This window comes from Deltaproteobacteria bacterium (genome assembly GCA_016208165.1).
In the GTDB taxonomy this organism is placed as follows: domain Bacteria; phylum Desulfobacterota; class Desulfarculia; order JACQYL01; family JACQYL01; genus JACQYL01.
The window spans coordinates 36,878-59,576 of record JACQYL010000062.1; the positions used below are offsets into that span (position 1 = coordinate 36,878).

Genomic DNA, 22,699 nt, shown 5'->3' on the forward strand with positions numbered 1-22,699 from the left:
ACATCCCCTACGTAAATTCCTTGACGCCTCCGTGTTACCGGACATAGTCTGGGAGTTAATAGGAACCGTGTCTTTTTCCCCGGTGGAACTACGAATGAAAAAAGACGTTGAGCATGCGCCGATTCAAGACCTCCCAACGGGCGATTTCGCCCGGAAGAGGTCTGTTTTTTTGACCGGCCGCAAACGGCCGGCGTGTCGGCGTGGGCTTCGAGGGACGCCCTGCGCCGTGTCGGCCGGTCGTTGGAAAGCTTCCACGTCAGAGGGGAGGGGCGAAATATGAAATCCTGTTTAGCGGTTCTGGCAATCGTTGCCTTGGTGATGTCACAAACAGCCGGGGTCTCTTTCGCGTTCGCGGTTTCTCAAAAAGCCGTCGGCGACCAGAAGGTGCTGGTCATCATGGCCAAATTTCCGGACATTGACCCGTCGTTTTCCATCGAAACGCAAAAACAGAAGTATTTCGATAAACTGAACCGTTACCTGCAAAGCGTATCCTATGAGCAGGCCCGGATCACCGGGAAGGTAACGAACTGGTACACGCTTCCTCATGAGGTGAAAAGCTATCGACTTTCAAAGCATAACCTCGAAGTGGATAACTCGAGAGTCTTACGGTTGATCCAGGACAGCCTGGACCTCGCGGACGAGGACGAAAACCTCTCGGACTACTCGATGGTGTTCATTTCTCTTGGGGCCAAAACCCAAGATTACGGCATGATGGGTTTGTGCGGGTATCCGGGCATGCTGGGTTGGCAAACCGAACTGCCCATAAAAACGAAGAAAAGAGGTCAGGAGATTCCCGGAGGGGTAGCCATATACTGCGAAAACGCCCACGCTGGAGTCGTCTTCCATGACATGGCCCACATTATGGGCGGAGTGCAAGAGGGCAAGCGAATTCTGCCTTGCCTGTATGACCATGACCTTCAGGCTCAGTCCGGACCTTTCCGGGGTTATTACCAGTTCTATTTGATCCATGTGGGCTATTACGATCCCATGTCCTGTCACTTCTACGACCTGAGACAAGGACCCCCGGGCGTATGCGCCTGGACCAAGATGAGACTGAATTGGATCCCTTCCCGAAAGATGACCGATGTGCCGAGAGGTGAGGATAGGACCGTCATCCTGGGGCCGTTGAGCGAGGGACGATCCGGCGTGTTGACGATTCGGGCGCCTATCGATTCGACCGCGTACTACCTGATCGAGAATCGGCAGCCCGTGGGGCCCGATAGAAACCTTCCTTCCCACGGCGTCCTGATCTACTATTGCGACGATAAGGTCTCCGAGTGCCGCCACGGAAGATCTCCCATAAAGGTGATCGACGCCGATCCGGCCGTTCCGGAGTTGAAAGGAGCGCCGTTTACGATAAAAGGAAAATCCACGTTCGAAGATGAGGCTCGGAAGGTTACCGTTAAAATCATCAGCCAGGAGGGATCCGGCCTTAAGGTGTACGTTTCGAACGGCAAATAGGCGTCTGCCTTGCTTATGTTACAGTATTTTGTGTTGATTGCTCCTGTCGATGAATAGAATACGCCTTATATGAATTGTTCGCTTTACTACATGATGTGGCCAATGTAAGCTATGTCAGTATCGATGATGAATAAACTGCATCTAATTTGTATATAAACAACACCCGGATAGACTGTGATTAATATTGTTGTTTTGATATGATCGATCACAAAGATCGTATATTAGTCCTACAACTAATGTTGCCGTGAATTACCTGCCTTGGCATGAATAACGGTACATGAACGTATGGATTGGGCGAGACGGAAAGCGACTTCTCACACGCCAAAAGGGCGGCGGAAGATTTGGCTAAATCCTATTACAGCGATCCCATGCTCCTCAGTTGGTTCAGCAGGGCGTGCGGGTGTTATTCCCCTCACGAAACCGAGTGTTGCGTGGAAGGAAGACCCAGCTGGGTCAGCTATGCCGAATCGCGAGGAGGTAACCTGACGATTGATGTGAATAAGGAAGACTACGTTTTCATTTTTCGCGGTAAACAAGAACTCTCGTGATGGTTTCAGCTCGGAGGGTCGAGATTTCCTCCCTGCCGAGCTGAATGATTTTCCGGTATCGTGGTTACCACGAATTCCCACCCCTCTGAAATTCAGCTTTTTTCGTACACTTTGCTCTTCAACAGATCGATGCTGTCGGCCATGCCCGAGTATATGCGCGCAAGTTCGATGCGCATTCCTGCGAGTTGCGCCAACGCCTGGACAAAGTTCACGTCGTCCATGGTGAACTCCCAGGGATCGGACGTATACACGCGGAGGGCGCCAATAGGATGGTCGCGCACCAGGATCGGTACGGAGAGAATCGAAGCGATGCCTTCGTTTTTCGCCGCCTCCGGGTACTGAATCCGTGGATCATCCGAAACGTCGAAGATGGCGATCGGACCATCCTCCAGGGATTGGGCAATGGAACGTAGAGCACTGATCGGGCCCTTATTCAGATATTCGTCACTCAATCCGGATGATGCGGCGATCTCGAGTTCCTTGGTCTTCCGGTTAAGGAGAAATAATGCGCATCCCTTCGTCTTCAGACTCTTATGAATATTCTCGACGACCAGTTTGACCACCACATCGGGATCTTTTGACATGGAGATTTCTTTGGTGACGGCAAGCATCGTCTCATAATTCCTTATTTTTTCTTCCATTTTTAACTCCTTGTTGTTGGTGTTTGATTGAACACTTCCACTGTCAGAAACGGGGAACAGCGCCATGAGACACCCATGATCACAAAGGCCTGATGCGTGGGCTTCGAGATCGAATCCGCGCGGGAATTGTCGCCGGTGAACCGGATTTCATCACAGCAGTCGAGGAGGATTCGGATGAAGGAAGTGAAGCGGATCTTGGCAGCGTCCGTGCGCTCAGAAAGAGAACAATATTTTATATTATACCATAGATGGTTCCCGAATGGAACCGTTTTCCCCTCGTGGGTCTAGTACGCACTGCCTGTGGGGGGAGCATTTCCTGAAGATTCAAGTCGTGACTTGGGAAACGCGGTTGCCGTAAGGATCCGGTTCTGATACTCCTTACCGAAGGCGTGGAATAGTGGTGCGATGGGAGCAGCCGGACGACTGTCCGGGAAACGGAACCCGGAGCATAACAGGCTGCTGAAAAACGCGATCTGCGGCGTTGCGCTTCATCCCTCGTCACTGCGACGTACTCTATGTACGCCTTTCCTCGGGATTTGTGCGCCTTGCATCTCATCGTTTTCCAACGGCCTGTAATAACCCGGCTTTTTCAACGGGCTGATAAGGATAGCGCCGTCGCTTGACCGGTGTATCGTGATGAGGAAATTCACATGATCAAAGCAAAGGAGGAGCCTCGAATGGGACCGCTCGTCGGAGTGAAGATCATCGAAATGGGCGGCATAGGACCGGGCCCGTTCTGCGCCATGATGCTTGCGGATATGGGCGCGGAAGTCATACGAGTGGATAGAAAGGGTCAGAAGGGCGTCATGTCCGACGCTAAATATGAGATCCTTCATCGGAGTCGCAGGTCCATCGCCATGGATCTGAAGAAACCGGAAGCGGTGCGGGCGCTGCTGAAGCTCATCGAACGTGCGGATGTCCTTCTGGAAGGCTTCAGACCGGGTGTCATGGAACGGCTGGGGCTCGGTCCGGAAGAGTGCCTGAAGCGAAATCCGAAGCTGGTATACGGACGCATGACCGGGTGGGGACAGGAAGGCCCCTTAGCGCAGGCGGCGGGGCATGATATCAATTACATAGCCCTGTCCGGCGCGCTTCATGCCATCGGGAGGCCCGGCGAGAAACCGGTACCGCCTCTAAATCTGGTGGGGGACTTCGGAGGCGGTGGGATGCTGCTCGCCTTCGGCATCGTATGCGCGCTGTACGAATCTGTTAAGTCCGGAAAGGGGCAGGTGATCGACGCGGCCATGGTCGATGGAGCGGCCGTCCTAATGGCGGCTTTTTACGGCCTCAGGGCCGACGGGAAGTGGAAAGACCAACGCGGCGTCAACATGCTCGACGGCGGAGCCCATTTTGGATTTCCGTCGGATCGATCGAACCTCAGTTCTACGAACTGTTGTTGAGACATGCCGGGATCGAGGATGCCGATTTCAAGGACCAGATGGCGCCGCGCAATTGGCCCCGACTTAAGGAGAAAATAGCCGCCATCTTCAAAACAAAGACCCGAGACGAGTGGTGCGGCATCATGGAAGACTCGGACGTCTGTTTTGCCCCTGTGCTGACCTTCGAGGAGGCCGTGAGCCATCCCCATAACGTGGCGAGGAAAACCTTCGTCGAAATCGAGGGCGTTGCGCAGCCCTCTCCGGCGCCCCGCTTCAGCAGAACACGGGCAAAGATCCAGGGGCCGCCTCCGAGGCCCGGCGAGCACACGGACGCTGTGCTTGAAGACTGGGGGCTTTCCCCTCGTGACATCGAGACGCTCAAAACCGCCGGAGCCATCGAATAGCGGAGAGTGGAGAGACATGGGCAATGAGAGCGTCGGGGTGCGAACGATGTATCCTTGATCGTCCCCAGGGTTTGGCGAAGGGGAGGCCGGAACCCCCCTTCGCTGAAGCGCTTAAGGATGCATAAAGATGGCGACGAGAAAGTGTTTGGGATTGGTATTAAAGCTCTGATCGACAAACCCGTTGTCTTTTCCGATCCGGCGAAGACGGTTCGGACGGCGCCGGATGACGCGGCAAAAGCACGCTAGAGGCTTCGCACCTGCTCCCTGACGGCTTCAAACGACAATGTGCTCGCCCTCGATGGTCTCGTCCAGGGTGAGCAGCCCCACCGTTCGCTTGCCAATCCCGTAGAATCGTCCGGCGAAGGCTCCGGGATTGAAGAACAGGATGCCGTCCTCGACGCGGTTGCACGGTTGGTGAGTATGTCCGAATACGATGATGTCCACGTGGTCAAACAGAGTTTTGACCCTTGACTCCATTCCGCCGGGAGCGCCCCATCCGTGAGTGAGTCCTATACGGCGTCCTTCCAGTTCGATCACCCGGATTTTAGGAAGCGTATGTTTGGCTTCGATGGAATCCATGTTCCCATGAACCGCCACCACTTCTTGGCCTGTGAACGCTTCAAGTACGTCCACCTCGACCAGATCTCCGGCGTGAAGGATGAGGTCCGCTCCGGAGAACACGGTCCGGTTCAACTCCTCGAGTTCGGATGTCGGCCTTGTCAAATGCGTATCCGATATGACTCCGATGATCATTGTATGATTCCGTCCGATGTTCCGTTCGATATCCAAAGCGACGGGAGCGCGTTCGAATCCCGCACCACGTCCGTTCGTTCCCAATATACCGGAGGATTTCCGTGTCGGCCACTATTTTCTTCCGGACGAGTCCGTTTAGGACTCCACGGGTGTATTGACTTTCCGAGGCGGTACCGCTAGAGGATCTTCATAGGAATGGAAGGATCCGCTGCGCATACGATTTCCTCTCGCCTGGAGGCGATGGCCATGGACGCTCATACCGTTGTTTTCTTCGCTCCCTACGAGTTCGAGGTCGGACAAAGGATTCATATTCAGGGCGGGCCAAGACGCGGAGATTGGGAAGTGATCGGCCTCACCCAGCGGAGGGTGAAGCTGAGGTGTCCCGTCACGAAAAAAGAAGTTGAATGGGACCGATTCTGCTATTTTGTCGAGGAGCGCCAAGGGGTCGAATGGCCTGAAAAAGACTGAGTTCTTGACCTCATTCACAGTAGCCAAACAAGCGAGGAAAATCATGGAGTTCGTTTCTGGAGCTGAAGCTCGGTACACGGTTCAAACATACGGCGGAACGCTGAAGATCGAAGGGGTGGAATTCATTGACCTGACCCGGCATTCGGACGACGGCGGCGCACTGACGGAATTGGCGCGAATGGTTTCAGGCGGAATTGAAAACCTTCCGGGATTCAGGCCTGCGCAAATCAACTACAGCGAGATGGATCCCGGGGTCATTAAAGCGTTCCATCTGCACCCCGCCCAGACGGACGTATGGTTCGCACCGCCCGACAGCAAGCTCCTGCTGGTGCTGGTGGATGTACGCAAGGAGTCGGCCAGCAGTGGAATCCGGATGCGGGTCGTCATGGGCGACGGCCGTTCCCGGCTGGTTCGGATTCCGCCCGGTGTGGCCCATGGCGTGCGTAACCTGTCCGGAGGGAGGGGGAGGATCATCTACTTCGTGGACCATGTGTTCGATACGAATCCTCAAACCACTCAGGAGGGGAGGCTGCCCTGGGATTTTTGGGGAAGCGAAATCTGGGAGGTCGAACGGAAATAGCCGGATATGTTGGGTTTCGCGGCGCTCAACCCAACCCACGGTCCGCGGCCACAACGGCATCGAGAAGCGGCAAGGGCTCGGAGGCTGGGTTAGGGAGCGAAGCGAGCGTAACCCAGCGAATGCCTGTAAGGGGTCGTAGTTGTTGGGTTTCGCTGCGCTCAACCCAACCTACGGTCTACGGTCTGCGGCCACAACGGCATCGAGAAGCGGTAAGGGCTCGTAGGCTGGGTTAGGGAGCGAAGCGAGCGTAACCCAGCGGATGCCCCCGCGAAATCCGACAACCCCGGTCACGAAAACCATTTCAACATGTCGGAATCGATGAGATCCCTCAGCTCGAGGGCGCGTTGTTGGGTTATTCGCCTGTAATTCAATTCGAGTCGCACGAAATCCGAGAACGAGACGTCCAAACCCAATCTATGCGTGAAAGGCGCGTCCGGCGGGACCGTTGCCGGGTCGGCGTGGAAACGGGCGAGCGTTTTTCGGTAGTCTTCGAATCGTTCCACGAAGCGGGGGGAAGAGATCGTTTCCAGACCAAATTTTCGTTCGATCCGCTCGACGAGATACCGTCGAGCCCCGGGCCGGGGTAACCTGAGAAACGGATACCGTTCAAAAATGAGAGGATCTCGTGCGATTTCGGGTAATTCCTTTTCCGCTATGAACGTCAGCAATTGAGGCCCCCACAGCAGAACGTGGAACAGCGGGTTGCTCCGGGGACTCGAGTACTCGAACGAATCCAGGTCGAGGCACAGCCCGTGCCAAAACGATTGGCGCCTGCCGGCCAATGCCTCGAAATGAACCGCTTCCCTGCACGTCGCCGTCCGGCATTTGCTTCCGTAATCGATCAGGTGGCGCAGATCCGTACCGTTGTTTCGCGCCGGATGCAGAAGACATCCCACCAGTCTGTAATCCGGGTCCAGATAGCCTAGACCCCAACAACTGTACCCTGTTATGGGTTTGACACCAGGGGGGCGTTCCTTCAAGGCGGAGGTGTGCTCCCTCAACTCCCGTTCAACAAAGGACCGATACAATAGATGGTCGTAATCCACGGGGCGAATGGGCGGACAACACCGGAAGCAGGTCTTCAAGCCATCGGGAAAACACAATGTTCTATGGATATCCATGGGTTCCAGGCTTTCGGCGGTTGCGCGTGCTCGGAGTTCGGCGTTTCAAAATAGCCCCGGACGAAGCAGATCCGAGGAAGCTCATGGTGTCCCGCTTTACCACGTAGGCCCCTTGACTTCAAGCGCCTGAAGCGGTAGTGTCTGCCGCCATGTGAAAGGCTTTAATCCCGGTCGGGGGGGTGCATTGCGCGCGATTATTGTCGGCGCCGGTGAGGTTGGTTACCGTATCGCCGAGCGACTATGCAGAGAGAACAAGGACGTGGTGGTCATCGACCAAAACCCGCTGATGATCCGTCGCGTCAAAGACACGCTGGATGTCGAAGCCCTCGAGGGTAAGGGGAGCAGTCCTTCGTTACTGGCCAAGGCCGGAATTCAGCACGCGGACATCGTTGTGGCCGTCACGGACAGCGACGAAGTCAATATCATGGCCTGTCTCTTCGCCAACATGGTGTCTCCGGATACCGTAAAAATCGCACGAATACGCAACTCCGAATACCTCGAGCACCAGCATCTGTTCAAACAGCCCGCCTTTAATATTCACCAGATTATCAACCCTGAATCCGAAGTCGTTAAAAAGGTACTGGCGCTGTTCGAAGCACCGGGCGCCTCCGACGTCCTGCAATTTTGCGAGGGAAAAGTTCATCTGGTAGGGGTCGAGATCAGGGAAGACTCCGCGTTGTCGCACAGGAGGCTGTCCGCGTTCCGTGAAATGGAGCCCAGCGCCAACTTCCTGGTGGCCGCCATCATTCGCGATCAGAAGATGATCGTGCCGGGCGGCGAAGACTACATCCTGCCCGGCGATCTGATCTATGTGGTCAGCGATCGGAAAAGCAAGGAGAGCATGCTCAGGGACCTGGGTCTGGGGATCGAACCGGTAAAGAACATCGTTATCATAGGCGGAGGGCAACTCGGCCGTACCCTGGCTCTGCATCTCGACAAAACGTCTTACCATACTCGAATCATCGACGTGGATGAGTCCCGTTGCCAGGAGATGGCGCGATTGTTGGAACGGGTGGTCGTGCTCCGGGGAGATGCCACGGATCAGGAACTGCTTAGGGACGAGCGTGTTCACGAGGCGGATATCATGGTAGTGGCAACGGGCGACGAGGAACGGAACGTATTGATCTCACTCCTGGCGAAACGGCTGGGCGTGAAACGAACCATCACCCGCGTCCGAACCTTCGGCTACATACCCGTCATTTCCGCCCTGGGAATCGACATGGTGGTGAGCACGCATCTGGCCGCTATCGACGCTACGCTTCAATTCATCCGCAAAGGAAAAGTCCTCTCCGTCGCGGCGCTCAAAGGCGACCATGCGGAAGTGGTTGAGTTCGTGGCTCAGGATTCCTCCCGAATATTGGGAAAGCCCTTGAAGTCGTTGAAATTTCCCAGGGGTGCGCTCATCGGAGCCATTGTGCGCGGCGACCAGGTCATCATACCCAGCGGTTTGACCAGGATCGAGCCGGGGGACCGCATTTTGATTTTCGTTGTACCTGAATCCATATTGGATGTTGAGAAGTTTTTGATGGCGTGAAAGGAACGGCGACGAGTCTGAATGAATGATCTCCGGGCGCGTCCCGCCAGAGCGTCCGAACTGTCCGGCGGAACCCACTTCGGTGGGGCCTGAGTTTCCCGTCCAGCTTCGAATCCTATGAAAATACGACCGGTATTGTATCTTATTTCATACGCATTGCTCTTCATTGCTCTGGCCATGTGTGCCGGCGCGCTTTGGGCCATTTACTTTCACGAAGATCTCATTCCCTTTGTGTATGCCATCGTGATCACACTTATAACGGGCCTTTTCGGCATCATCGTTCTCAGGGAGGAGCATCTGGATCAACAGATCGGGGCCCGGGAAGGATACGGCATCGCTTCTCTGGGCTGGACCGTGATCACCTTGTTCTCGGCGCTGCCGCTGGTGTTCAGCGGTTTTTTCACGCCAACGGACGCGTTTTTCGAGATCATGAGCGGGTATACCACGACCGGGGCCAGTATTCTGACGGACGTCGAAAAGCTCCCCAAAGGCATCTTGTTCTGGCGCAGCTTGACGCATTGGTTCGGAGGTATGGGAATTGTTGTCCTGATGGTGGCGGTGCTTCCGAATCTGGCCGTGGGCGGCCTCCAGATGTTGAAAGGCGAGGTGCCGGGTCCGTCGGTGGACAAGCTGGGGCCGAGAATACGCCGCACGGCCCAATGGCTGTGGGTGGTCTACCTCGCCGTCTCGCTTCTGGAAATCGTACTGCTGCTACTGGGCGGCATGGGTCTGTTTGACGCTTGCACTCATACGTTCGGAACCATGGCTACCGGAGGCTTCTCCACCAAGAACGCCAGCGTGGGCTATTTCAACAGCGTGTACATCGACGGCGTAATCACCTTCTTCATGTTTGTGGCGGGCGTCAACTTTACCTTGCACTATCAGCTCATATTCGGAAAGCGGTTCAACTACTTCAAGAGCAGCGAGTTCGTTTTCTATTCCGCCGTGATACTGGTTTCCTGGATTGCGCTGACCTGGGACACCATGGCCGCGGGTTTGTACACAAGGATCGTCGACGCCGTTCGGTTCGCAGGTTTTCAGACCGTATCCATCGTCACCACAACCGGGTTTTGTACGGCCGACACCAATACCTGGCCGGCATTTTCAAAAATCGTGCTGACCATACTCATGTTTTTGGGTGGGTGCGCCGGATCGACAGGTGGAGGGATAAAGCACGTCCGCATCTTGATTCTCATCAAAACAGCCTACAGAGAATTGTTCAGGGCCGTTCACCCTCGCGTGGTGAGAACGATTCGAGTGGGTAAGCAGGTGATTGATGAGAGCATGGTGAGCTCGATCGTGGGTTTTTTTGTCATCTATCTGGGGGTTTTCACATTGGGAGCCGCGGTGATCGGCATATTCGGATTCGATTTTGTGACCAGCGTGGAAGCGGTGGCCGCCACGTTGAACAACATCGGTCCCGGATTCGGCCTGGTGGGCGCAACGGGTAATTATTCGGCGTTCCCCGATGCGGCCAAGTGGATCTTCAGCTTTCTCATGCTCGCCGGCAGACTCGAAATCTACTCGGTATTGCTGCTGCTCGTGCCTGCCTTCTGGAAACGGTAAACGCCCGGCCCCCCACATACGGCCGAGGAACACCCTCGGAGGGATCGGAAGAAGCTTTCTCTCGAAAGAGGGCGTCACCGATCCCGTCCTCGAGTGGATCGTTGAGTTAAAATTTGGCTACGAAATCGAGCTGCAGCAACTGCTGATCCTGGTCCGAGTCCTCGATCTCTTCCACATGGTAGTAATCGATATCGAGGGTGAAGTGCCTGGTCAAACCAAAGGAAATGATCCCTTCGTGTCCCTGGACCCCTGTGGCTCCGCCGAAGAAGTCCGAATCGGGAAAGGTATCCAGCCAGGCGTCTTTTTCAAGGCGCCGGTAACTGTATTTGGCCTCCCATTTGCCGAATTCGTCCACCTTCTTGGAGCCGAACTTGAGTCCGCCCAGCCAGCCGTATTCGTCTTCATCCGGATCCGGGTTGTAGATGCCTTCGCCGAACAGGGCTACACGTTCCACGAACCCTTCGAGGTTAACGCCGACCTCAGCGCCGACGGATACCGAGTTGTACTCGTATAGCAGGGTGTCGGAGCCGTCGTCTTTTCGCGTGTTGGTATCAGCCGAAAACTCGAGCGGGGATTTGGTGATGTCCGAGAACCAGTACCCGGTTGCGGCCAGTTTGAAATCCACCATACCGACGTCGAATTTGGCTCCCGGCTGGAAGGTGACCATGAAAGGATCGTTGGAGTCACCGCTATGCTCGTCCAGGACAAAGAAACCCATATTGGCGAAGAAGGGTCCAAAGGCTAGTTTGGCCGCGGCTCCCTCGGGGGTAATGTCGCTGTCCCAGAGCAGATCCGAGGGCGTCCACAGCGGATTGTCGAACTTGCCGCCAACCAGGGACATGGAGTCCAGCGGCTTCCATTTGAGGTAAGCCTGATCCAGGCGGAAGTCCTTGGTGTCGAAGAAGTTATCAAGGGTCTGATTGGTGGATCGGGGGTCCGAACCGCCGCTGGCCATGCGGAGGCCCGCCTCGACGCCGCCGGCCACTTCCACTTTGGAGCCGACCCGCTGGCGGTTTCGTCTTGGCCTGATCGAGAGCTTCTTCCAGTGCCTTGATTCTGTTTTCGAGCTGCTGCTGATGGGCAAGGGCCGACTCCAGCGAGCGAATCTTGTCCTCGAGTTCGGCCTGGGTTGCCGCCTCGACCTGCTTCGAGCAGCTCAGAAAACTGAACGCCAAAGCCAGGGAAAGCAGTACAATAGTTGCCGGTTTAAACTCTTTTCTCATAAATGAAACCTCCCTCTTTTTTCTCCTTGTTGTTTTCTGTTTTCGTACTCGCCGCCCTCATCCATGCGGTCCTATTCCTTGGATAGGCTCGTGCTTGACAATCTGCAGGGAAGACGGCGGCGGGTTCCCAAGGGCCGAAAAGATCCGGTCCGACTCGGCCGGTTATCTTTACATGCGTCTGAATAGACCTTTGGTGTTGAGAAAGTGAGGCGAATTGACGAAGAAAGGGGTTCAATTTCCGGGCTCAGGGCTCTTCGGTCACTTGAATCCGCCTCAGAGTCACCCCCGGATGCGGCCCGTCTGTCCGTCGGCGAAGGCCGTAACGACTCCATTCGCGCGGTTTCCGGAAGTGGGCCGATTCAAAGGTGGGAAGCGGGATAGGCGGAGGTTCGGAGCAGGACGGAGGACTCCCGCGCCGCCGGACGTCAGTCTTCCCGGATGGGCGGTCAGCGGCGAATTTCGAGCTCACCGGCAGGAATAGGAATAGTAGAGCCGGTCCCTTTTGTAATTATTTTGTCAAAATTTTCTCAAAAGTGCCGATATAGGATTAGACGGGTCAACATGCGGCGGTTCCAGGCCGGCTATCTTGGAAACCCCGAGCCTCGGTTGAAAACCCTTCTGTTGTATAACCGTCGTTTCTGAACCTGTGGGAAATCCGACGTAAACATGTATCTTGAAAAAAATCACAAGTTCGAAAGTATCGGGAAGGCATGATCAAGGCCGAAAGGGAGATGCATGGCTGACATACTAGTGGTTGACGACGAAGCTAGCGTCTGTCGTTTGCTCGGACGGATCCTTGGAAGCAACGGACACGCGTGTACATTTGCATACAGTGCGGCAGAGGCGCGGGATTCCTTGAAGGTGCTGGACTTCGAGCTGGTCCTTTGCGATATCCGGATGCCCGGCGAGTCCGGCCTGGATTTCATTGAGTATGCGTTGAGCGTGCATCCGGACATGGCCGCCGTCATCGTATCCGGCGTGGACGAACGCGATGTGGCGGACAGCGCTCTGAAAATGGGTGTGTACGGATATCTCATCAAACCCTTTAAACCAAGTGAAGTCATGGTCAGCGTGACCAACGCCTTGCTCCGCCGCCGGCTGGAAATGGAAAACCGGGCTCATCGCGACAAACTCGAACATCTGGTGGAGGAACGCACGGCGGAACTCAGTGCGGTGATAAGCAGGCTCCAAAGAGCGGAAAGGGGGCTTCGCCGTGGCGAAGAGAAATACCGCCGCCTGGTGGACAATCTTCCCGGCGTCGTGTACACGAGCTACAAGGACCGCTCGCTTCTGTTCGCGGACGAAAAGATCGAAAACCTGACCTATTACAATTCCTCCGATCTCAGGACCAGGAAAGTGAAATGGTCGGACGTCATCCACGAGGACGACGTCGAAACCACCAGGCGGCAGTTCGAGAAAGCCTTCGCCACCACACGGTCTTTCGTCATGGAGTATCGAATAAAGAGGCCCATCGGGGACACCATTTGGGTTCAGGACAGGGGGGCCATCATCTGTAACGCCGGGGGAGAACTCGAATACGTCAGCGGCGTCCTGTTTGACATAACGCATCAAAAACGGGCTGAGGAAGCCCTCGAGACCGAACGGGAGCGATTCAGAAAGCTGGTGGAGAACGCTCCGATCGGAGTTTCCCTGATCACCCGCGACGGAGTGTTAAAGTATGTCAATCCCGAGTTCGTTCGACTTCTCGGCTACACCCTCGACGATATCTCGGATGGAACAAGATGGTTCAAGAGCGCGTTTCCGGAGCATAAGTACCGGACGGTGGTCATGGACATATTGAAAAACGATCTAAAAAACGCGGAGCCGACGAAACGCACGTTATCCATGCTGGATGTTGTGTGCAAGGATGGATCGGAAAAGGTGATTCTAGTAAACACGGTTCCAATAGACAGCGAGAATCGAGTGGTCATTTTCAGCGACATTACGGAACAAAAGAAGGCGGAGTGTGAATTGAAGGAGTCCCATACCGAGATGGAGCAGTTATTCGATTCCATCTCATCCATCCTGATCGGCATAGACGGCGAGAATCGAGTAATACGGTGGAACCGGGTGGCTGAGGACATCTTTGGATGTACGGAACAAGAAACCATAGGGAAGTTGTTTCTCGAAGTCCCCATTTCCTGGGACTGGGATCAGGTGTTAAAGGGGATGTTCGTTTGCCAGAGAAAAAACAGGCCGATTCGTATGGACGATATTCGATTTACGCAGCGTAACGGGAAGGACGGGTTTCTGGGTATTTCCTTCAATCCCATCCTTTCCCGGGGCGTGGAATCCGAGGGCGTTCTGATACTCGCCGCGGACATCACGGAGCGCAGACTCCTGGAAAGCCAACTGACCCAGGCCCAGAAGCTCGAATCCATCGGACAACTGGCCGCGGGCATCGCCCATGAAATCAATACGCCCACTCAGTACGTGGGTGACAATCTGCGCTTCCTGAACGAGGGATTCGACGACCTGTTGCGACTCATCGAGGCCTATCGAGGGCTCGTTCAAGATCACGGCCAAGGAATCCCCATCGATGGACGCGTGCAGGAAATTGCAGACCTCGCAGAAGAAATCGATCTCGAGTACCTGATGGAAGAACTGCCCAAATCCGTGGCGGAAAGCCTCGAAGGAGTGGGGCGGGTCGCAAAGATCGTTCTGTCCATGAAGGAGTTTTCTCATCCGGGTTCGGAAGACAAGTCCCTCACGGACATCAACAGGGCCATAGAAAGCACCATCACGGTCGCCAGAAACGAGTGGAAATACGTATCCGACATGGTGATGGACCTCGATCCGTCCTTGCCCCTTGTTTCGTGCATTCCAGGAGAACTCAACCAGGTGATCCTGAATATCATCATCAACGCCGCTCACGCCATTAAAGACAAGCTGGGGGAGCACTCCGACACCAAGGGCGCCATCACCGTCGCCACCCGGAGGAAAGACGAAACCTGCGAAATCCGCATCTCGGACACGGGTCCGGGAATCCCGGAAAAGATACGGGACCGGATATTCGATCCGTTCTTCACGACCAAAGAGGTCGGGAGAGGAACCGGCCAGGGATTGGCCATCTCTCATACCGCCATCGTGGAAAAACACGGCGGAAGCATTTCATTTGAAACCGAGATGGGAAAGGGCACGACTTTCATCATCCGTTTGCCCATGGTAGAAAACCTCCACCAGGAAGCACACGAATGAAAAGAAAGGTAATGTTCGTGGACGATGAGGCCAAGGTTCTGAAGGGTCTCGAGCGAATGCTGAGAAACATGCGCCGCGAATGGGATATGGTGTTCGTCGCCGGCGGCCCGGAAGCGCTCGAGATCCTGGATGACGAACCCTTCGACGTGGTCGTCACGGATATGCGTATGCCCATTATGGATGGGGCCCAGCTCCTGCAGAAAGTGAGACACCGTCATCCTCAAACCGTCCGGATCGTGCTTTCCGGTCAGGCGGAACGAGGTTTGACCATGAAAACCGTCAAGTTGGCGCATCAATACCTGGCCAAACCCTGCGAAGCGACTACGTTGATTTCCACCATCGAGCGGACCTGCTTGCTCCAGGGCATGTTGACGGACAGTTCGTTGCGGCGGGTGGTGTCCAAGCTCGAGACCCTGCCCTGCATGCCGGCCCTGTACAACGAGATTGTCCAAGAACTGGAATCAGCGGAAGCATCCGTTCAGAAGGTGGGCCGCATCGTCTCAAGAGACCTCGGGATGACGGCCAAGATCCTCCAACTGGTGAACTCCGCCTTCTTCGGCCTGAGCCGCCCCATGGTCGACGCGGCGCAAGCGGTTACGTTCCTGGGGCTCGAGACGGTGAAGTCGCTGGTTTTAGGACTGCAGATCTTTTCGCAGTTCGAAGACCCGAATGTGCCTGGATTTTCACTGGACGCCCTTTGGAGCCACAGTTTTTCCGTCGCGGCCTTTGCCAAGGCCATCGCGGAGGAGGAGAAACTGGATCCTGCGGCCGTGGATCAGGCGTTCATGGCGGGTTTGCTTCATGATCTCGGAAAACTGATATTCGTGGTTAATTTCGGCAGGTACGCCGAACTCATCTCCCTGTCGGCGGAGAGCGGCCTGATATGGAAACTGGAGGAACGGGTTTTTCAAACCACGCATTCCGAGGTCGGCGCCTACTTGCTGGGTATCTGGGGCTTACCGGAAGCCATCATCGAGGGTGTGGCTTTTCACCACTACCCGCAACAGCATTTGGAAAAGCGTCTTGGCGTCGTCGGTGTGGTTCATGCGGCGGATGCGTTGGCGCACGAGGTATTGGAACGGCGGAACGGCCGCTTGGAGGTGTCCTATTTCAAGGAGTTGGGCCTGGATGTTAGGATCGACGTGTGGCGGCGGATTTGTACTCAGCGGTCGGGCGAGACCGGCTAAACCATTATGGCGGGGACCCGCCGGTTGCACAGCGGATGGCCTTGTCCGACGAAAGTGTTTAGTCGCGGGGTCGGCTTTAAAACCCTTAAGTTTTCCGTCGTGCCGGCGAAAGAGGCGTCGCGGCCTATTTCAGGACGTCATTCCGGACGAACGCAGTGAGATCCGGAATCCGGAAGGATCGAATGAATGCAAAGGATTCCGGATCCCCCGCTGGGTGTTGGAGGGAAGGATCCATAATGACATACTCTCGGAAGCCCGGAATCCGGGCCATTAAGGCAGCGCGGATCTTTCCCGGTCGGTCGGCCTTTCCACCGGCTGTGTAGCGGAGGTCAAACAATGAAATATAGAATGCTGCTCGTGGACGACGACAAGAACCTACTGGCCGCCTACCAGCGCGGGCTCAGAAAGACGTTCGAAACGGACGTGGCGATCACCGGAGCGAACGCCCTGGAACTAATCGCGGAGCGCGGTCCCTATTGTATCGTTGTTTCGGACTATCGGATGCCCGGAATGGACGGTATCCAGTTTCTTTCACGCGTGCGGGAGGTTACTCCCGATACGGTTCGGATTCTTCTCACCGGATATGCGGATCTGGAAACCTCCACGAGGGCCGTTAACGAGACCAATGTGTTTCGGCTGCTCACCAAACCCTGCCCGCCGGACGTGATGTCCCAGGCGTTGGTGTCCGGTCTCCGGCAGTACCAGCTGGTGACCGGCGAGCGCGAACTCCTGGAAAAGACCCTGAACGGCTCCATACGGGTCATGACCGAACTGCTGGCGTTGGCCAAGCCGCAAGCGTTCGACCGGGCATCCCGCATATCGCGGTATGTGTCCCTCTTATGCAGAACCGTGAACGATCCGGAGCCGTGGCAGGCTGAAACCGCGGCCCGGCTGTCTCAGATCGGTCTCATTCTACTTCCGGACGAAACCCTCGATAAGGTCAACCGGGGTCGCACTCTGTCCACGAGCGAGAAAGAATCCATTGACGAACATCCCGCCATGGCGGCCAAACTGCTGGCCAATATCCCGAGGATGGAAGCCATAGCCGACATCGTGGCGTGCCAGAAGAAGCACTTCGACGGCACGGGTATTCCCTCGGACGACCGGCAGGGCGAGGAACTCCCCCTCGGAGCGCGCATACTCCATGTGGCCGTTGATTTCGACGCGTTGACGTCCGCCGGCAAATCCAAGGGCGAGTCGTACGCGGAAATGAGGCGTCACCCGAAGTGGTATGATCCGAAAGTGCTCAACGCCCTGTCGCTGGTGCTGGGAGACGAAGCCAAATTCAGCATCAAGAGCGTGGAGGTCGTCGGCCTCCGGGAGGGAATGATCCTGGCCGAGGATGTGTTCTCGCTCAACAACTCGAAACTGCTCCTGGCCAAAGGTCACGAGCTTACCGAACCGATCGTCGAGCAGTTTCGCAGGTATAAGGCCATATTCAACATCAAGGAACCCATCAAGATCATACAGCCGCTCAATCTACTCTGACAGGCTGTTGAAAAACGCGATCTGCGGCGTTGCGCTTCATCCCTCGTCACTGCGACGTACTCTATGTACGCCTCATTCCTAGGGATTTGCGCGCCTTGCATCTCATCGTTTCTCATCGGCCTGTAACAACCCGGCTTTTTCAACGGGCTGCTGATGGTAAAGGTCAGGTTTAACCCTCGCCCCGTATCGCGGCGAGCAGTCGTTCCTTGGTATCCGTCTTGGACCGGAAGGCGGACGCCCCGGCCTCGATCATGGCGTCGGCCAGTTCGCTCTCGTCATACGCGGACAAGCCGACGATGCGGATGTGGGGAAATTCCGAATGAATGATCCGGGTGGCTTCCAGACCGTTCATCTTCGGCATGTTGATGTCCATGAGAATGACGTCCGGAACCAGTTCCCGGACCAACCGGACGGCTTCTTCTCCGTCCAACGCCCGGCCCACGAGCTCGATGTCGGGTTGCGGGCCGAGCATCCTGGACAGTCCGTCCAGTATGACCGGATGATCGTCCACCAGCATTACGCGGAGCTTTTTCCCAGGTCCCTGCGCGACGGGCTGCGCCATGGACGGCTCTTCGGTCGCGGCGCTGACCGAGCCCTGCGGCTCTTCAGCGGATGCTTTCTCATCCAAAGGGATTGTCAGGGAAATGGTCGATCCCGCATTCGACGCGCTTTGGATCTCGAAGCGGCCGCCAAGGTGAGCGAAGCGCTCTCGGATACCGATCAGCCCGAATTTTTGATCGTGGCCTGTATCCTCTAGTATGGCATCCGCATCGAATCCCGCTCCACAATCGCTGACCACAATGCGCAACTGACCGTTTGCTCTCTCCATTTTCAGAGTCGCCGCTTTCACTCCCGAGTGCTTGACCGCGTTAAACAGCAACTCCCGTATGGACTGGAACACCAGCACGTTGACATCTTGCCGATCCAGAGTGATTTCGGCCGCGACGTCCAAGGTAATCTCGAACCCGTAATTTTCGCGCATCCATCGGGCCAGCCACTGCAGGGATGCTGATAGATCTCCGGACTGGAGGACCGGCGGCGACAGTTCGGCGTTGAGGGAACGCATGGCCCGGATCGACCGGTTGATCAAATCCAGGACGTGCGCGGCGTCCGGTTTCAGGCCGTCGTGAATGTCCGGCATCAGCAGTTCCTGGCCCATCTTGGCGCCCACCATGAGCTGCTGGATATGGTCGTGCAGAATCTCGGCGATTCGCCGGCGTTCGCGCTGCTCAGTCAATGTCAGTTGGGACGATAACCGGGCGAGTTGTTCGGTTTTGCGGTTGAGTTCCTCCGTTCGATCCCGGACGCGCTGTTCCAACTCGCGGGTCAATGCCTCGAGTTTTCGTTCCGCCTGGGTGCGCCTGGTGATATCCACCAGGGCCAGGCGCCAATGCTTCGTACCCTCTTTCTCGTCGATTTTTGCCGTGGTTTCCATGTGCACGTGGACAGGTCCGCTTTTTCCGCCCTTGAGCCGCAACTCGGCGGGCCCCGATGATCGGGCTAAAGCGAGCCTCCTCAACAGGGAATAAAAGATGTGAATATCGTCCGGATACACCCATAACATGAACGAAGATCCGTGTAGGATTTCTCGAGTCCCTTTGAGCATTCGCGCGGCGGCCTCGTTGACCTTTTCGATCATGCCCTTTTCGTTCAACGTCACATAGGCTACGGGCGCGGAGTTGTACAGATCGAAAAACTCGTTTCGAGAGGCCTCGAGTTCCTCCTTGGCAAACCGCAGCTCCTCGTTTTGAAGCTCGAGTTCGATCTGATAGACCTCGAGTTCATGGGCCAAACGCAAAAGGTCCTCTTCTTGGATATCCGGTTTTACGACTCCATTGTTTTCCAGGAGCCGTTCCGCTTCTTTTCGCAACTTGAAAAAGGCTTGATTTGACGAGGCACGGTTCACTTTTCCACCTCCGGGGAAGGAGCGGGAATTCCGGTGACATCCTCTATGGCAAGCAGTATTCGGTCTTGATCTCTTTCTCGCTCCCGAAGCATCCGGGCGTTCAGCAGCATCCGCTTGAATCCGATTTCCGGAAACCGGTGCTCGACCAGGTAATCCTGAAAGCATTGGTTGTGCTCGATGACTTCTTGCAGGAGTTTGTTCAGTTCGGGGATGTCCCACTGACGGTTGCCCAGCTCGAAGAGCCTTTTTCCCTCCGTCTCATCCGCAGTCGTCCGGAAGGTATCGTAAAAGCTGCGGTTGCTCGAGACCACCCGCATTTGGCTGTCCAGCACCAGCAGGGATTCCCGCACCGTATCCACGATGAGTTCCGCGTACTGTTTCGCCGACGAGAGGGCCTTGGCGCTCATCTCTTCCAGTTCCTTCTGAACCTTCTTTTGAGCGTCGATATTGATAAAGGTCAGCACCACGCCGTCGATGATATGTTCCTCCTCGCGGTGCACCATGATGCGCATGCGATACCAGTGTCCTTCCTTGGTGCGGACGTCCTCATCGACGTTCGAGAGGGTTTTCAGAACCTGACGGACCCTTCCAGGCATATTGTCGTATTCCAGGTTGTGAGCGAAGTGCTCGACAGGACGTCCGAGGTCGGAATCCATCAAGTTGAGGAGCTGGGTGGCCTCGGGAGTAAAACGCTTCACCTTGAGCTCGTTGTCCAGAAACACGATGGCGACGTGGGTGCTGTTAAGCACGGAACTGATGGCGTTGTACGCGTCTGTCAGCTCCCCCATCTTGCTGTTCAGTTCATTGTTGACCGTGTTGAGTTCTTCGTTGAGGGACTGAAGCTCTTCTCTGGAGGATTCCAACTCCTCGTTGGTGCTCTGCAACTCCTCGTTGGACGAGTGCAGCTCCTCGTTGGTCGACCGGAGCTCCTCGTTGGACGTCTGAAGCTCCTCCATGGCGCTTCGGTAATCCTGTCGCACCCGCATCAATTCCTGTTCGAGGTCCGCTTCCCGCCGGCTCGCATCCTCATCCGCCCGGCGGTCTTCCTTCTGTTGCCGGGGATGGGCCGGTTCCGGCGTTTCCTCGAAAATCACCATGCGGCAATCTCGTAAGCGAGGCTCGCTGAAACGCTTTACCACCAGATCGATGCGCTGGTACTCGTGGTTGGTCTTGACCCGAACGTCCGTTTCCCGGATTTCGCCCTCGGCTTTATCCACCCGGCGCAGGGCGGAGAGCAGGGGAAAACGCAGGCCTTCCCGGGCCATGTCCCCGATCTGCATGGAGGGTTCGCCCGGAGCGGGCTCGAGGTATTTGCCCGTACGCCCGTGAAAAAAGAGGATTTCTCCTGCCGGATTTACGACCACGCAGGCGGGCGTGTGTTCCTGCATCAGGATCTTCTCCGCCTCACGCCGGACGTCCACTTCCGGCTTTTCGGGTTGCTCCTCGTGCTTGGTCTGTTCAATCGAACCTATTAGTCTTCTGGACGCCGTGGGGAACTGGACTTGCGGGCGGATCAGGTGGTTCTTCTTTCGATAGATACTGTGCTGCTTGCTCAGCGGCTCGAAAAGATCATGATGGCGGCCGAGGCCTTCCGAAGCGCCCAGAAACAGGGCGCCCCCCTCTCGGAGGGAATAGTGGAAAAGGGGGATCACTTTGTTTTGGGCCTCGGGCTTGAGATAGATGAGGAGATTGCGGCAGACCAGCAGATCCAGCTTGGAAAACGGGGGGTCGGACAGGATGTTCTGCTCGGCGAACACCACCAGTTCCCGGATGTCGGACTTGACTCGATACCGATTGTCCTCTTTGCTGAAAAAACGGTCGAGGCGCTCGGGGCTTACATCGGACGCGATGTTTTGAACATAGGTCCCCTGTCGGGCTCTTTCGATGGCCCGGACGTCGATATCCGTACCGAAAATCTGCAGTTTGCGGGCGTCCCCCCTTTCTTCCAGACACTCCCGCAGCAGGATGGCAATGGAGTAGGCCTCCTCTCCGGTGGCGCAACCCGGAATCCAAACCCGTAATTCGCCGTCTTCCGCCTTGGAAACCAGGTCCGGGAGCACCTGTTGTCTCAAAAAGGCGAAAGCCTCCGGATCCCGAAAGAAACTGGTGACCCCGATCAAAAGGTCCTGAAACAGGATGCGGATCTCTTCGGGTTCCCGGTGCAGAAGGTCCAGGTAAGCCGCTGCGTTCCGGCACCGGGTGATGGTCATGCGCCGCTCGACGCGCCGGATCAGGGTGTTTTCCTTGTACAGGGAAAAATCGTGTTTGGTGCGGGTGGCCAGAAAGGCCAATATTCGGCCCAGGGGGTCGATGTCTTCTGTTTTCTTATTGCTTTCGGATATGTTTCGAATGGATACGGGATATTTGAAATACTCGATCAGGCGCTCGGGCATATCCGATGGATGGTCCACGTAATCCACCAGGCCCGTCTCGATAGCGCTCCTGGGCATGCCTGCGTGGCGGGCCGAATCCGGGTTTTGAGCCACCGCCAGGCCGGACTTTTCCTTGATCAGCCGAAGCCCCTGGGTGCCGTCGGTGCCGGTTCCGGATAAAATGACGCATGCCGCCGATTCGCCGCGCTCCTGGGCCAGATGTTTAAAAAAGAGATCCACCGGCATGTGGAGCTCGGGCCGGTCCGGCCTCTTCTTGAGATGGAACGTCTCCCCGTCCAGAACGGGGTCGCTGTCCGACGGCGGCATGTAGACGGTGTTGGGCTCCACCGGCATGTCTTCTTCGATGACTTTGACGGGGATTTTGGCTCTTTTCTTGATGAGATCCGGGAGCAGACTGTGATGCTGCGGGTCGGTATGTGTGATCACCACGAAGGCGAGCCCGCTGTCGGCCGGAACCGCCTCGAAGAAAGCCTCGAGAGGTTGCAGCCCACCGGCGGAGGCCCCCATCGCCACGATGGGAAACCGCTCCCCTTCCGTATCCTCGGTGGAGGAGCTTTCCGCTTCGGGTTCCTTTTCCTTTTCGGCTTCCAGGCCGGGGTTATCCCGGGCCTCGCCTTCGAGCGCTTCCGTCTCCTCGGAAGCGTTTTCCTCCAGGGTGAGTTCTTCTTCCCGCTCCGCTCGTTTCTGGTCCGGATGCTTACCGTCGCCGGCTTTCGATCGGCGCTTCGGCCGAGCTGCTTTTTCCGGTTCACGGGTTTTTTGGTCTTTGTCCTGGTTCGCCATGACGGCCTCCATTGCCGCGGATCTATGCGCTGCTATTCAACATGCTTGGTATAAGCCATATTCGGT

The 22,699-nt window shown here is 56.1% G+C and carries 15 protein-coding genes and 1 pseudogene; 10 read left to right on the forward strand and 6 right to left on the reverse strand.

The window, feature by feature from the left end:
- The first annotated feature begins 276 nt into the window (after nucleotides 1-276).
- Together HY788_13620 and HY788_13625 are read left to right on the forward strand one after the other, a co-directional pair.
- On the forward strand, nucleotides 277-1,461 hold the full coding sequence (locus HY788_13620) for a hypothetical protein (protein MBI4775189.1): 1,185 nt from the start codon (nucleotides 277-279) through the stop codon (nucleotides 1,459-1,461).
- 290 nt (nucleotides 1,462-1,751) lie between these two features.
- Nucleotides 1,752-2,009, forward strand: a complete 258-nt coding sequence (locus HY788_13625; GenBank protein MBI4775190.1) for an AF1514 family protein — start codon at nucleotides 1,752-1,754, stop codon at nucleotides 2,007-2,009.
- Between the two features lie 92 nt (nucleotides 2,010-2,101).
- Here the strand turns inward: HY788_13625 and HY788_13630 are convergent, their stop codons facing one another.
- Complete coding sequence (locus HY788_13630; protein ID MBI4775191.1) at nucleotides 2,102-2,650, reverse strand: GAF domain-containing protein; 549 nt, start codon at nucleotides 2,648-2,650, stop codon at nucleotides 2,102-2,104.
- A 677-nt stretch (nucleotides 2,651-3,327) separates the two neighbouring features.
- Here HY788_13630 and HY788_13635 point away from each other — a divergent pair.
- Nucleotides 3,328-4,433, forward strand: a pseudogene (locus HY788_13635) (CoA transferase).
- A 273-nt stretch (nucleotides 4,434-4,706) separates the two neighbouring features.
- Here HY788_13635 and HY788_13640 read toward each other — a convergent pair.
- The gene (locus tag HY788_13640; protein ID MBI4775192.1) at nucleotides 4,707-5,270 is read right to left on the reverse strand and encodes a metallophosphoesterase family protein; all 564 of its coding nucleotides are present in this window, start codon (nucleotides 5,268-5,270) and stop codon (nucleotides 4,707-4,709) included.
- Nucleotides 5,271-5,432: 162 nt separating this feature from the next.
- Here HY788_13640 and HY788_13645 point away from each other — a divergent pair, with 162 nt between their 5' ends.
- Nucleotides 5,433-5,654: a hypothetical protein gene (locus HY788_13645; GenBank protein ID MBI4775193.1), complete on the forward strand. Its 222-nt coding sequence runs from the start codon at nucleotides 5,433-5,435 to the stop codon at nucleotides 5,652-5,654.
- Between the two features lie 43 nt (nucleotides 5,655-5,697).
- A complete protein-coding gene (locus HY788_13650) occupies nucleotides 5,698-6,234 on the forward strand; it encodes a dTDP-4-dehydrorhamnose 3,5-epimerase family protein (protein MBI4775194.1) in 537 nt (178 codons plus the stop codon).
- Nucleotides 6,235-6,521: 287 nt separating this feature from the next.
- On the opposite strand, the gene HY788_13655 is transcribed toward HY788_13650, so the two are convergent.
- Nucleotides 6,522-7,355: a hypothetical protein gene (locus HY788_13655; protein MBI4775195.1), complete on the reverse strand. Its 834-nt coding sequence runs from the start codon at nucleotides 7,353-7,355 to the stop codon at nucleotides 6,522-6,524.
- Nucleotides 7,356-7,539: 184 nt separating this feature from the next.
- Here HY788_13655 and trkA point away from each other — a divergent pair, with 184 nt between their 5' ends.
- A complete protein-coding gene (trkA, locus tag HY788_13660; GenBank protein MBI4775196.1) occupies nucleotides 7,540-8,889 on the forward strand; it encodes a Trk system potassium transporter TrkA in 1,350 nt (449 codons plus the stop codon).
- Between the two features lie 117 nt (nucleotides 8,890-9,006).
- Nucleotides 9,007-10,455, forward strand: coding sequence for a TrkH family potassium uptake protein (locus HY788_13665; GenBank protein ID MBI4775197.1), 1,449 nt, complete (start codon nucleotides 9,007-9,009; stop codon nucleotides 10,453-10,455).
- A 106-nt stretch (nucleotides 10,456-10,561) separates the two neighbouring features.
- Here HY788_13665 and HY788_13670 read toward each other — a convergent pair whose 3' ends face one another.
- Nucleotides 10,562-11,539 (reverse strand): putative porin, encoded by a 978-nt coding sequence (locus HY788_13670; GenBank protein MBI4775198.1) that lies wholly within the window; start codon nucleotides 11,537-11,539, stop codon nucleotides 10,562-10,564.
- 874 nt (nucleotides 11,540-12,413) lie between these two features.
- Here HY788_13670 and HY788_13675 point away from each other — a divergent pair.
- The 3 genes from HY788_13675 to HY788_13685 all read left to right on the forward strand — a co-directional run bounded on the left by HY788_13675 (nucleotide 12,414) and on the right by HY788_13685 (nucleotide 17,551).
- Entirely contained in the window at nucleotides 12,414-14,876 is a 2,463-nt protein-coding gene (locus HY788_13675) for a PAS domain S-box protein (protein ID MBI4775199.1), read from the forward strand.
- Nucleotides 14,873-16,063, forward strand: coding sequence for an HDOD domain-containing protein (locus HY788_13680; protein MBI4775200.1), 1,191 nt, complete (start codon nucleotides 14,873-14,875; stop codon nucleotides 16,061-16,063). The genes HY788_13675 and HY788_13680 overlap by 4 nt, the downstream gene beginning before the upstream one ends.
- A gap of 336 nt (nucleotides 16,064-16,399) precedes the next feature.
- A complete protein-coding gene (locus HY788_13685; protein MBI4775201.1) occupies nucleotides 16,400-17,551 on the forward strand; it encodes a response regulator in 1,152 nt (383 codons plus the stop codon).
- 169 nt (nucleotides 17,552-17,720) lie between these two features.
- Here the strand turns inward: HY788_13685 and HY788_13690 are convergent, their stop codons facing one another.
- Nucleotides 17,721-19,457, reverse strand: a complete 1,737-nt coding sequence (locus HY788_13690; GenBank protein ID MBI4775202.1) for a response regulator — start codon at nucleotides 19,455-19,457, stop codon at nucleotides 17,721-17,723.
- Complete coding sequence (locus HY788_13695) at nucleotides 19,454-22,633, reverse strand: PAS domain-containing protein (protein MBI4775203.1); 3,180 nt, start codon at nucleotides 22,631-22,633, stop codon at nucleotides 19,454-19,456. Before HY788_13695 ends, HY788_13690 begins: the two co-directional genes overlap by 4 nt.
- Between the last annotated feature and the right edge of the window lie 66 nt (nucleotides 22,634-22,699).